Source organism: Nonomuraea sp. AD125B (genome assembly GCF_041402765.1).
Classification (GTDB): domain Bacteria; phylum Actinomycetota; class Actinomycetes; order Streptosporangiales; family Streptosporangiaceae; genus Nonomuraea; species Nonomuraea bangladeshensis.
This window is the reverse complement of the sequence record NZ_JBGLOU010000033.1, coordinates 1-12471: the sequence shown is the minus strand read 5'-3', so window position 1 is coordinate 12471 and position 12471 is coordinate 1. Positions and strand designations below refer to the sequence as shown.

The following is a 12471-nucleotide window of genomic DNA, read 5'->3' as shown; positions in this document are numbered from 1 at the left end:
CGGAGCGCAAAGGGCGGGCTAGAGCAGGCTGCGGTAGTAGGAGATCTTGTTGTGGATGTAGTCCTGCCGTTCGGCGAGGTTGGCGATCTGCTCCTGGACCTGCCGGTCGTGCTCCTCCAGCAGTTTGATCCGGTCCGGCACGGTGTGGTCGCCGGCCCGGACGAGCTCGGCGAAGCGGAGCATGGTGGCGATGGGCATGCCGGTCTCGCGCAGGCAGCGCAACGTGCCCAGCCAGCCGATGTCCTCCTCACTGAACCTGCGCTGCCCGGCGGCGTTCCTGTCGACGCGCTCCAGCAGCCCGATCTTCTCGTAGTAACGCAGGGTGTCGAGGGAGAAGCCGGTCTCCTCGACGGCTTCGGCGGGGGTGTACACGCTCACCCCTCCAGGATTTCACCTGGAGCGTGCTCCAGGTCAACCGTTTGACATGGAGCGCGCTCCAGGTCCGAGAGTCTGACCCATGAGATTCGCACTCGGGACGATCCCCTTCGGCACCAGCGTCGGCCTGGAGGACACCTTCGCCCTCCTCGACCGCTTCCACGAGGCGGGCGGCACGATGCTGGACACCGCCAACAACTACCCGTTCTGGGTCGAGGGCCGCACCGGCGACGAGAGCGAGCAGGCCATCGGGGCCTGGCTGGCCGCCCGCGGCAACCGCGACCAGGTTTTCATCAGCACCAAGGCGGGGGCGCGGCCCACCGTGCCCGGTGACACCACCCTGGACTCGGCCGAGGGCCTGTCGGCCGCCGCCGTGGCGCGGGCGGCGGAGGGCAGCCTGCGCCGGCTCGGCACCGACCGGGTCGATCTGTACTGGGCGCACATCGAGGATCATTCGGTGCCGCTGGAGGAGACGCTGGGGGCCTTCGACGAGCTGGCGCGGGCCGGCAAGGTCGGGGCCATCGGGGCCAGCAACACGGCGGCCTGGCGGCTGGAGCGGGCGCGGAGCGTGTCGGCGGCGCGGGGCTGGCTGCCGTACACGTACGTGCAGCTCCGCCACACCTACCTGCGCCCGCGGCCGCTCACCAGCCCCGCCGAGGCCGGGCACCGGCTGGTCACGGACGACCTGCTCGACTATCTGGCCGCCGAGCCTGACGTGACGCTGTGGGCGTACAACACGCTGATGTTCGGCGCCTACACGCGGGCCGACCGGCCGATCCCGGAGATCTACGACCACCCCGGCACCACGGCCAGGCTGGCCACGCTGCGCGAGGTGGCCGGGGAGCTGGGCGCCACCCCGAACCAGGTGGTGCTGGCGTGGCTGATGGCCGACGGGATCGTGCCGATCGTGGGGGTGTCGACGATGGCCCAGCTCGACGAGGCGATCGGCGGGGCCGGGCTCAAGCTGGACGCGGAGCTGAAGGCCCGCCTGGACGCGCCCCGCTGACGCATCAGGGCAGGTGGTCGGCGAGGTAGCGGCGGACGAGCTGCTTGCACTCGGCGATGAGCTGCGGGTCGCCCGCCGGGTCGGCGCGGAAGGCGAGCTTGAGCACCGCGTCGGTGGCCTCCACCGCGACCAGCAGCGCGCGGTCGAGGCCGGACCCGGCGGGCGCGTCCAGCAGCTCCTTGGTGAGCAGGCGCAGCCGGTCGGCCACGATCTCGTTGTTGTCCCTGGCCTCGTCGAGCGCCCGGTGGGTGCCGGCGAGCGCGGGCCCGCCGGGGGCGATGAGCACCTCGCCGAAGTCGACGACGCCGAAGCCCGGGGTGGTGCGCTTCATGTGGACGAACTCGTCGACCGCGAGATCGACGAGGTCGGTCCAGTGGCCGAGGTCGGCGCCGGCGACGCGCTGCGTGATCCGATCGAGGAACGCGTCGAGGTTGCGCAGCGCGAGCGCCCGCACCAGGGCCTGCTTGTCGCGGAAGAACTGGTAGAAGGTGCCGATCGGCACCTCGGCGCGGCGCGCGACCTCCTTGGTGGTGAGCGCTTCGTAGCCCACCTCGTCGAGCAGCAGCGCGCACTCGTCGAGCATGCGCTCCACGCGGACCGCGCTGCGGCGTTGGGCGGGACGGCGGCGCAACACACTCGTCATGCCTCCATCCTTGCCTATTACCTGCAAGTAAAGGGAATCCGCCGTGACGGCGTTAACATGAGCCACACTCGCACCGACTGAGGAGCGCGCATGTTCCTGTGGGGCACCGCCACGGCCGCCTACCAGATCGAGGGGGCCGCCGACGAGGACGGCCGCGGCCCGTCCGTCTGGGACGTCTTCGCCCACGAGCCCGGCCGGGTCCGCGACGGACACACCGGCGACGTGGCCTGCGACCACTACCACCGCTGGCCCGAGGACGTCGCCCTCATGGCCGGGCTCGGCGTCAACGCCTACCGCTTCTCCGTCTCCTGGCCCCGGGTGCTGCCGAGCGGCGCGGGCGAGGTGAACGCCAAGGGACTCGACTTCTACGAGCGGCTGGTGGACGCCCTGCTGGAGAAGGGCGTCCAGCCGGTGCCGACGCTGTTCCACTGGGACCTGCCGCAGGCGCTGGAGGAGCGCGGCGGCTGGCTGAGCCGCGACACGGCCGCGCGCTTCGCCGACTACGCGGCCGTCGTCGCCGGGCGGCTGGCCGACCGGGTGCCGCTGTGGATCACGCTGAACGAGCCGTTCGTGCACATGGCCTACGGCTACGCCATGGGCCTGCACGCCCCCGGCCGGGCGCTGCTCACCGAGGCCCTGCCGGCCGCGCACCACCAGCTGCTCGGGCACGGCCTCGCGGTGCGGGCGCTGCGCGCGGCCGGGGCGCGCGAGGTGGCGATCACCAACAACTGCACCCCCGTGCGGCCCGCCTCGCGGGAGGAGCCCGACCTGCGGGCGGCCGAGGCGTACGACATCCTGCACAACCGGCTGTTCCTCGACCCGGTGCTGCTGGGCGCGTACCCGGACCTGTCGGCGTACCCGCCGGGGCTGGACTGCGTGCGGGACGGCGACCTGGAGGTCATCGCCTCGCCGATCGACGCGCTCGGCGTCAACTACTACAACCCCACCAGGATCGCCGCGCCGGAGGCCGGGGCCGGGCTGCCCTTCGCCGACGCCGGCCTGCCCGGCCACCCCACGACGGCCTTCGGCTGGCCGGTCGTCCCCGACGGCCTGCGCGAGCTGCTCACCGGGCTCAAGGCTCGCTACGGCGCGGCGCTCCCGCCGATCCACGTCACCGAGAACGGCTGCTCGCAGGAGGACGTGCTCACCGCGGGCGGCACGATCGAGGACGAGGGCCGCATCGCCTTCCTGCGCGACCACATAGCGGCGATGCGGCAGGCGATGGACGAGGGCGTGGACGTGCGCGGCTACTTCGTCTGGTCGCTGCTGGACAACTTCGAGTGGGCCGAGGGCTACCACCAGCGGTTCGGCCTGGTGCACGTGGACTACGCGACGCTGCGGCGCACCCCGAAGGCGTCCTACCGGTGGTACGCGGAGTTCGTGAGGAGTCAGAACACCGACACGTGAACGTGGTCGTAGTGGTTGGCCGTGATGCCGCCGCGGTCGGACATCATGTCCCAGCCGCCGCCCGAGCGGATGTCGTAGTAGCGCTGTTTCCAGATGATGTACATGACGCCGATGCGGGCGCCGTTGCTGATCAGCCAGGCGGCCAGGGCGTCGCCGTTGGCCGCGTCGGCGCCCGTGGCCATGGTGCCGCCGCGTGACATCATGAAGTCGCAGGCCCGGCCCTTGCCGTGCTCGCCGGGGTCGCCCGGGCGCAGGCAGCCGACGCCATACTTCATGGGGAAGTTCGCCATGATCTCGGCGCGGACCGCGACCATGCGGGGGGTCAGACCGTCGGCGCCGCCGGGCTGCTGGAAGCCGAACTTGTTGAGCAGGCGCTGGATCTCGTCGCGCTTGCTCTGCAGCCGCTTGATCTCCCTCTTCATCTTCTGGATCTTGTCGTTGGCGTTGAGCTTCGCCTCTTTCGACTTCTTGATCAGGCGCTGGATGCTCTTGACCTTCTCGGTGCGCTCGACGGCCATGTAGGAGAGGTTGGCGGCCTGGCCCAGGATCTGGTGGGGCTGGGCGCGCAGACCGAAGAGCTTGGTGGTGTCGAGCGGGCCCAGGATGTAGGAGCTCTGGGCGATCCGGCCCACGTCGGCCTGGGCGGCGCGCAGCTGCGCCTCTAGGTCGCCGCTCGTGTCGGTGGCCTTCTTGGCCTGGATCCTGATCTCCTCCAGGCTCTGGATCTGACCACGGTAGAGCTCGTTGAGCTGGGCCGCCTGCTTGGTGAGCCTGCGCAGCTCGGCGGGGCTCGGGGCGGCGGAGGCGGGCGGCGCGCCGGGGAGGGTGAGCAGCGCGGCGAGGACGGCGACCAGAACGGCGACGCGCCCGGTTCTCACACCCGTCCCCTCCTTCATGGTCGGTCCGAAACTATAGAAGATGATCTTGATATCTGTCATCCGAACGACCGAACTGCTGCACCTTTAGCGAGGTTCCGGTGATTTGTCGGAATTAAGGAGGACGTAAAAAGTTGGGCCTTGTAGGGATCGCTCCAACGGTCTGAGATGGCGGTCGAATCCGTCTCGCAAGGGGGGCAACAAGCGTGACTCGATTAACGACCCTCGCCTCGGCCGTCGTGCTCGGCGTGGCCACGGCCGTCGTGGCCCTGCCGGCCCAGGTCTCCGCGGCGCCGCTCCCGCCCTCGGACCGCATCGAGCTCTACGAGCTCGACAGCGCGCCGGGCACCGGGCAGACGCTCAGGGAGAAGGGCTTCGACGTCGTCCATCAGCAGGTCGAGGGGGGCAAGGAGCACGTCGAGCTGACCGCCGCCGCGGCCGGGCTCGCGGGGCTCAGGAAGCTCGGCTACAAACCCGAACCGGTACGCAACCCGCAGGGCCAGACCCAGCTCGAAGCCGCCAAGTCGCAGGCGTCAGGCGGCTACACCGTCTGGCGGTCCTACTCCGAGCCCGGCGGCATCGCCGACCAGCTCAAGGCGCTGGCGAGCGCCAACAAGGACGTGGTCAAGCTCCAGTCCATCGGCAAGACCCTGCGGGGCCAGGACATCCTCGCCGCCAAGGTGAGCACCGGGGCCAGGCTGCTGCCCGACGGACTCAAGCCGGCCACGCTCTACTCCGCCACCCAGCACGCCCGCGAGTGGATCGCCACCGAGGTGGACATGCGGCTGCTGAAGTACGTCCTCGCCAACAAGGGCCGGCTGCGCGACCTGCTCAACAGGACCGAGCTGTGGTTCGTCCCGGTCGCCAACCCCGACGGCTACGACTTCACCTTCACCGAGGGCAACCGCCTGTGGCGCAAGAACCTGCGCGACGTGAACGGCGACGGCCAGATCACCGTGGGCGACGGCGTGGACCCCAACCGCAACTACCCCACGAACTTCCACTACGACGAGGAGGGCTCCTCCAGCATCCCGAGCAGCGAGACCTACCGCGGCTCCGGCCCGGCCAGCGAGCCGGAGACCCGGGCGCTGGACGGGCTGCTCAAGCGGGTCGGGTTCGAGATGCAGCTCAACTACCACTCCTTCGGGCCGCTGCTGCTCTACCCCGCCGGCTTCCAGATCGCCACGCCCACGGCCGACAACCCGATCTACGAGGCGATCACGGGTGACGACGAGCACCCGGCCGTCCCCGGCTTCGACCCCGACCTCGGCGCCGAGCTCTACACCACCAACGGCGAGACCACCGACCACGCGCACTACACGTACGGCACGCTGTCCTGGACGCCGGAGCTCGACGAGGGCTGCGACGGCTGCGGCTTCGTCTTCCCCGACGACGAGGCCCTGGTGCAGGCGGAGTTCGAGAAGAACCTGCCGTTCGCGCTCGACGTGGCGAACTCGGCGGTCAACCCGGTCGAGCCGGTCAACCACCTGGGCAACACCACCCCCGACTTCGTGCTCGACCCGTTCCAGGTCAGCCACGGCAAGGACCAGGTCGTGCAGGTCAACGCCAAGCGCAAGCTCGGCCCTGTGCTGCTCAACTGGCAGGTCAACGGCGGGCGTACGAAGACCGCGCTCACCGGCGAGTGGAAGGGCGGCGAGCGCTACGGCAAGGGCTACGACCGCTACTACCACTGGATGCGCGGCAAGATCACCGGGACCAGGCCGGGCGACCGGGTGAAGGTCTGGTTCAGCGCGATCGGCAAGAAGAGCGCCGACTTCACCTACACCGTCGCCTCCGACATCGGCGGCAAGGTGCTCGTGCTCGCCACCGAGGACGTCACCGGCCTCAGCCCCGCCCAGGGCGCCACCGAGGCCAAGTACGCCGCCGCCTACACCGCCGCGCTCACGGCCGCCGGATACACCTCCGACGTCTACGACATGGACAAGATGGGCCGGGTGCCGCCGCATCCGCTCGGCGTGCTCAGCCACTACAAGGCGGTGGTCTGGGAGACCGGCGACGACGTCATCCCGAGGTCGCAGGGCCAGGTCCCCGGCACCACGTCCAAGGGCGGGGTGCAGACCGAGCTGGCCGTGCGCGACTACCTCAATGAGGGCGGCAAGCTGCTGCACGCCGGCAAGTACCCGTCGTACGCCGCCAACAACAACGGCGCCTACTACTACGAGCCGGACGCCGGCCAGCCCGAGTGCACGGTGCCCGACGACCCGCCGTGCATCCCCGTCTTCAACGACTTCCAGCAGTACTACCTCGGCGCCTACGTCTTCTTCGACGACGCCGGCACCGACCACGACACCGGTCAGCCGTTCCCGCTGCGTGGCCAGGGCGGCGCGTTCGAGGGCTTCCAGGCGACCCTGGAGCCGAGTCACACCAACTCGTTCGTGGCCGCCTCGGCCATCCTGCCGGCCGCGCAGTTCCCGCTGTTCGCCAGCTCCGCCCAGGTCAAGTGGGTACGCCCCGGTGGCCCGTTCGACCCGCACACCGGCTCCTGGGACGTCTACAGCGGCATCGCCGACGTGGCGTGGAAGCGGCTGACGACGACCGTGGACCTCACCGGGAGGAGCAGCGGCGAGCTGACGTTCTGGACGTCGTACGACACCGAGGCCGACTGGGACTTCCTGACCGTGGAGGCGAGGACGGCGGGCGGCGACGACTGGACCACGCTGCCCGACGCCAACGGGCACACCAGCCAGAGCACCGGCGAGAGCTGCCAGACCGCCAACAGCGGCGGCTGGCGGGTGATCCACCCGTTCACGCAGCGCTACCAGGGCCCGGCCTGTGAGCCGACCGGCTCCTCCGGCGCCTGGCACGCGGCCTCGGGCAACTCGGCCGGCTGGCAGCAGTGGCGGATCGACCTGACCCCGTACGCGGGCAAGCAGGTCGAGCTGTCCATCTCCTATATCAGCGACTGGTCCACCCAGGGCGCGGGCGTCTTCCTGGACGACGCCAAGGTGACGCTGGACGGCGCGACGGCCGCGGAGACCTCCTTCGAGAGCGATCTCGGCGGCTGGGCCGTCGGCGCGCCGCCCGCCGGCACCTCGGTCTCCATCAACAACTGGTTCCGTACGGACCAGGTCTTCGAGGAGGGCGGCGGCATCGTCACCAAGGACACCGTCTACCTCGGGTTCGGCGTCGAGAGCGTGACCGACCAGGCGGCGCGTACGGACCTCGTCAAGCGGTCCATGCGACACCTGCTCGGCGACCGGCGCTAGCGAGCGGAACGCGGAGGGGCGCGGCGCGGGCCGCGCCCCTCTTGCGTGCGCGAGCAGAACATGATTCGGTCGCCTTTGAGGCATACACCCATCCCGTCCAGCAGGAGGCTCTCGACATGCGCCAGCACGACACGCTTTTCATCGGGGGCGAATGGGTGGCCCCCGCGGGCACCGGCACCATCGACGTCATCTCGCCCCACACCGAGGAGGTCGTCGGCCGGGTGCCCGACAGCACCGCCGCGGACGTGGACCGCGCGGTCGCCGCCGCCCGCGAGGCGTTCGACCACGGGCCCTGGCCGCGCATGACGTTCGCCGAGCGGGCCGAGGTCATCGCCAGGCTCGCGGCGATCTACAACGAGCGGCAGAGCGAGATGGCCCAGCTCATCACCGAGGAGATGGGCTCGCCGATCACCTTCTCCAACCTCGCGCAGGCGCCGCAGCCGCTGGAGATGCTCAACTTCTACGCCGAGCTCGGCCGGACGTTCGAGCAGGAGGAGCAGCGGCCCGGCCTGTTCGGGCCGGTCACCGTGCGCCGCGAGCCCGTCGGCGTCGTGGCCGCCGTCGTGCCGTGGAACGTCCCGCAGTTCGTCACCATGACCAAGCTCGCGCCCGCCCTGCTGGCCGGCTGCACGGTCGTGCTCAAGCCCGCTCCCGAGACGCCGCTGGACGCGTACCTGCTGGCCGAGTGGGTCGTCGAGGCCGGCATCCCGGCCGGCGTGCTCAACATCGTGCCCGCCGGGCGCGAGGTCGGCGAGCACCTGGTCTCGCACCCCGGCGTGGACAAGGTCGCCTTCACCGGCTCCACCGCCGCCGGCCGCCGCATCGCCTCCATCTGCGGCGAGCAGCTCAAGCGGGTCAGCCTGGAGCTCGGCGGCAAGTCCGCGGCCATCATCCTGGACGACGCCGACCTCGCCTCCAGCATGGGCTTCCTGTCCATGGCCTCGCTCATGAACAACGGCCAGGCGTGCGTGGCTCAGACCCGCATCCTCGCCTCCCGCAACCGCTACGACGAGGTCGTGGACGCCGTCGCCGGCATGGTCGCCTCCCAGCAGGTCGGCGACCCGGCCGACCCCACGACCGGCATCGGCCCGCTGGTCGCCAAGCGGCAGCAGGAGCGGGTCGAGGGCTACATCAGGATCGGCATGGACGAGGGCGCCAAGGTCGTGCTCGGCGGCCTCGACCGGCCCCAGGACCGCGGCTGGTACGTCGCCCCCACCGTCTTCTCCGGCGTCACCAACGACATGCGCATCGCCCGCGAGGAGATCTTCGGCCCGGTCCTGGCGGTGATCCCGTACGAGGACGAGGCCGACGCCGTCCGCATCGCCAACGACAGCGACTACGGCCTGGCCGGCACGGTGTGGACCGCCGACACCGAGCACGGCATGGACATCGCCCGCCAGGTCCGCACCGGCACCTACGGCGTCAACTGCTACATGCTCGGCGCGAACACGCCCTTCGGCGGGTTCAAGGCCAGCGGCATCGGCCGGGAGCTCGGCCCCGAGGGCCTGTCCGGCTACCTGGAGTACAAGAGCATCGCCCGCCTGGGCTGAGACCGCGCGTGAGAAGCGGCCCCGCACCCGTCGAGTGCGGGGCCGTTCCCGTGCCGAAGGCCACCCAGCGCGCCCCCGCGACGCTGGGCAACCGCCTGACTACTGAAGTATGTCCCATGTCCGGCCCGTAGCCGGATTTCATCCCCAGGGACTTTCTCCCGGCGGTTTCCTTCCATACGCCTCAGTACGACGTGTATTACTCAGGAAAAGTTCGAGGAGATCCATTTGCCGATCCGGCGGACGAGATCGGGGGTCGCCGCGGCCTCCGCGTGTCCGTAGCCCGGCTCGATCCAGAGCTCCTTCGGCTCGCGCGCCCCGGCGTAGATCTGGTGCGCGTGCTCCAGGGGGAAGAACGTGTCGGCGTCCCCGTGGACGACCAGCAGCGGCACCGGCGCGATGAGCGCGGCGGCCTCGTACGGCGGCAGCGGGACCGGGTCCCACGGGCCGCGGCGGATCCTGGTCCGCTTGACCAGCCGCGCCGCGAACCGGCCCACCGGCTGCTCGATCGCCCAGTGGACCTGGCGCATCGGCTTGGTGCCCCGGTAGTACCAGCGGGCGGGGCCGCTCACCGCCACCACCGCGTCCACGCCCTTGAGCAGCCCGGCGTGGCGCACGGCCACCGCCGCCCCCATCGAGAAGCCGACCACCGCCACCTTCTCGTAGCCGATCGTCCGCGCGTGCCGGACGGCCGCCTCGACGTCCAGGATCTCCGCGTCGCCCACGGTGGTCTCGCCGCCCGAGCGCCCGTGGCCGCGGAAGTCGAAGGCGAGCACGCCGCCGTAGCCGCTCAGCACGTGCACGATGCGGCGCGCGCTGCGCTCCCGCCACGAGCCCGTGAAGCCGTGCGCCACCACGATCCCGACCCCGTTCCCAGGCGCGCCGCCGTTACGGCGGTGCGGGGTGTGGGCGGCGTCGATGCGGACGCCGTCCTCGGTCCTGAGCATGACGGGGAAACTGGGCGCGAAAGGCATGGATGCGAGCTTAGGCGCGGCCCGCGCCCTGCCCGCGACCGGCGTCCCCCTCCCCCGCCGTGTCGTCCCTGTGGGGCACGCCCAGGTCCGCCACGCCCAGCACGATCCGCACCCACGACTCCTCGGCGGCCCTGATGGCGTGCGGCACGTCGGAGATCAGCACGCGGGCGCGGCTGGCGCGTACGCGGTCCCTCAGCGTGGCGGCGGGAAGGTCGGCGGGCACCGGGTAGGCCACGCCGCCCGCGGCGATCACCGCGTCGGTCGCCACCAGCAGGTCGGGCCCGACGGGCAGGCAGATGAGCACGGTGTCGCCCGTCCGCACGCCACGGCGGCGGAGCTGGACGATCGCGACGGCCGACCGCTCGTCGAGCTGCTCCTCGGTGAACTTCACTCCGGTGTCCGCGTCCACGATCACGTAGCGCTCATCCATGCCGACCACCGTAGGGAGGGCGTCTCGTGCGTACATGGGGCGGAATATGCAGATCCCTATGCAGAAGGACCTGACGCCTGCTCGGCCGCCCACACCGCGATCTGGGCGCGGGAGGTATAGCCAAGTTTCTCCATGATGTTGGCGATATGTCGGGCCACCGTGGCGGGGCTGATGACCAGCTCCCCGGCAATCGCCCGGTTGGACAGGCCACGGGTGAGCAGGCCGGCGATCTCCTGCTCGCGGGCGGTGAGCAGCGGGCGGCGTACCGGCTCGACCGGCTCGACCGGCACCGGCGGCTCCCCGCGCGGCCGCCGCTCGCCCTCCAGGACGCGGCGGGCGGCGTCGTCGGGGCCCATGACCCGGCCGCGCGACCACAGAGCGGCCGTACGACCCTCGCCGAGCCGGGCGCGCGCCCGGCCGAGCAGCTCCTCGATGCGGAGCGTGGCGTGCTGCTGGCCGATGGACTCGCGCAGCGCCGCGGCTGCGGCGGCGGCCGGCAGCGCGCCCTCCAGGTCGCCCTCGCACTCCGCCAGCACCGACAGCCCCATCAGACAGCGGGCCACGCCCTGGCGCTGGCCGGTCTCCCTGCTCAGCGCGAGGCTCGCGGCCAGCCGCGCCCGCGCGACGGCGAACTCGCCCAGCATCGCCGCCACCCGCCCGCCGTGGGCCAGGCAGCGGGCCAGGTCGGCGTCGGTGCCCACCTCGCGCAGCCAGGGGACGGCCATCTCGTACCTGGCCTTGGCCGTCACCAGGTCGCCGCGCGCCTCGGCCACCGCGCCGAGCTGGGCCGCCGCCCGGGCCATGATCCACCGGTGGCCGTGCTCGCGGGCGCGGGCCAGCGCCTCCTCGCCGTGCCGCTGCGCCTCCCGCAGCCGGCCGCGGGTCAGCGCCACCGCCGACAGCCCGGCGAGGCCCGCCGCCTGGTTCCACGGATCGCCCGTACGGGTGGCCGCGGCCAGCCCCTCCTCCGCGTGACGCACGGCCTCGTCGGCGCGGCCCATGCGCAGCAGCACCACGACGACGAGGCTGTGCATGACGCAGCGCGGGAACACGTTGTCCGGCGCGAGGCCCGCCAGGCTCTCCTCGGCCGCCTCCAGCGACCGGCTCAGCTCGTCACGCGCCTCCAGACCGTAGGCCAGGTATGCCTTCGCGTGGGCGACCTGCTCCGGGGACACCGCCGACACGTCCAGCGACAGCAGCCGCTCGATCCAGCCGACGATCTCCGCGGGATTGCCGCCCAGCGGCAGCAGGGCCGTGCTCACGGTGCACAGCCGCAGGCCCGGCGCCACGTCGCCGGACTCGACGGCCCAGTCGAGCGCCGCCCGCTGGTCGTCCAGCAGGCTCCGGCTCGCGGTCAGCGCCCGCAGCCGCTCCGGCCAGGGCACGCCGGGGTCCATCATCTCGGTGGCGAACAGACGTTCCTGCAGCTCGCACATCACGCCGAGGTGCCGCTCGCGCAGCAGCTCGTGCTCACCCGCCTGCCGCAGCCGCTCCAGCGCGTAACGCTTGATGGTCTCCAGCAGCCGGTAGCGGGTGCGGTTCTCGTCGCACAGCACGAGCGACTTGTCGACCAGGCCGCCGAGCAGATCGACGATCTCCGCCTCGGCGACGGGCCGCACGGCGCACACCCGCTCGGCCAGCCCGAGATCGAACCCGCCCGCGAACACCGCCAGCCGCCGCAGCACCACCTGCTCCTTGTACGACAGCAGGTCGTAACTCCACTCGACGGCCGCGAGCAGCGTGCGCTGCCGCGCGGGCGCCGTCCGCCCACCCGTGGTGAGCAGCGAGAAACGGTCGTCGATGCGGTCGGCGATCTGACCGGGACTGAGCAGACTCGTACGCGCCGCGGCCAGCTCCAGGGCCAGCGGAAGCCCGTCCAACGCCCGGCACAGGCGTACGACGTCGGCGATGCTCTCCGGCCCCAGCCGCGTCCCCACGGCCGCCGCCCGATCAAGAAACAACTGCACCGACTCCACCTCCACCACCC

At 71.5% G+C, this 12471-nt stretch carries 10 protein-coding genes; 4 read left to right on the top strand and 6 right to left on the bottom strand.

From position 1 onward, the window contains the following. Positions 1–18: 18 nt before the first annotated feature. On the bottom strand, positions 19–378 hold the full coding sequence (locus ACBR40_RS46120) for a MerR family transcriptional regulator (RefSeq protein WP_344206526.1): 360 nt from the start codon (positions 376–378) through the stop codon (positions 19–21). 79 nt (positions 379–457) lie between these two features. Here ACBR40_RS46120 and ACBR40_RS46115 point away from each other — a divergent pair, with 79 nt between their 5' ends. Then, complete coding sequence (locus ACBR40_RS46115; RefSeq protein WP_344206525.1) at positions 458–1381, top strand: aldo/keto reductase; 924 nt, start codon at positions 458–460, stop codon at positions 1379–1381. Between the two features lie 4 nt (positions 1382–1385). Here ACBR40_RS46115 and ACBR40_RS46110 read toward each other — a convergent pair whose 3' ends face one another. Then, entirely contained in the window at positions 1386–2024 is a 639-nt protein-coding gene (locus ACBR40_RS46110) for a TetR family transcriptional regulator (protein ID WP_371252851.1), read from the bottom strand. Positions 2025–2114: 90 nt separating this feature from the next. On the opposite strand from ACBR40_RS46110, the gene ACBR40_RS46105 reads away from it, so the two are divergent. Then, positions 2115–3431 carry a GH1 family beta-glucosidase gene (locus tag ACBR40_RS46105; RefSeq protein WP_371252850.1) on the top strand — a complete coding sequence of 439 codons (1317 nt, stop codon included), beginning with the start codon at positions 2115–2117 and terminating at the stop codon, positions 3429–3431. On the opposite strand, the gene ACBR40_RS46100 is transcribed toward ACBR40_RS46105, so the two are convergent. Further along, positions 3413–4309, bottom strand: coding sequence for a coiled-coil domain-containing protein (locus ACBR40_RS46100; protein ID WP_371252849.1), 897 nt, complete (start codon positions 4307–4309; stop codon positions 3413–3415). The two genes, ACBR40_RS46105 and ACBR40_RS46100, sit on opposite strands and share 19 nt — an antisense overlap. Before the next feature lie 203 nt (positions 4310–4512). Between ACBR40_RS46100 and ACBR40_RS46095 the strand changes: the two genes are divergently transcribed. After that, positions 4513–7533 carry a M14 family zinc carboxypeptidase gene (locus tag ACBR40_RS46095; protein WP_371252848.1) on the top strand — a complete coding sequence of 1007 codons (3021 nt, stop codon included), beginning with the start codon at positions 4513–4515 and terminating at the stop codon, positions 7531–7533. 116 nt (positions 7534–7649) lie between these two features. Continuing rightward, on the top strand, positions 7650–9083 hold the full coding sequence (locus ACBR40_RS46090) for an aldehyde dehydrogenase (RefSeq protein WP_344206520.1): 1434 nt from the start codon (positions 7650–7652) through the stop codon (positions 9081–9083). A gap of 200 nt (positions 9084–9283) precedes the next feature. On the opposite strand, the gene ACBR40_RS46085 is transcribed toward ACBR40_RS46090, so the two are convergent. From ACBR40_RS46085 to ACBR40_RS46075, 3 genes are all read right to left on the bottom strand, one after another. After that, entirely contained in the window at positions 9284–10054 is a 771-nt protein-coding gene (locus ACBR40_RS46085; protein ID WP_371252847.1) for an alpha/beta hydrolase, read from the bottom strand. Between the two features lie 10 nt (positions 10055–10064). Then, the gene (locus tag ACBR40_RS46080) at positions 10065–10484 is read right to left on the bottom strand and encodes an AMP-binding protein (protein WP_371252846.1); all 420 of its coding nucleotides are present in this window, start codon (positions 10482–10484) and stop codon (positions 10065–10067) included. Between the two features lie 56 nt (positions 10485–10540). Next, positions 10541–12471 (bottom strand): LuxR C-terminal-related transcriptional regulator (locus ACBR40_RS46075; RefSeq protein ID WP_371252845.1); only part of this gene is annotated, 1931 nt, incomplete at its 5' end.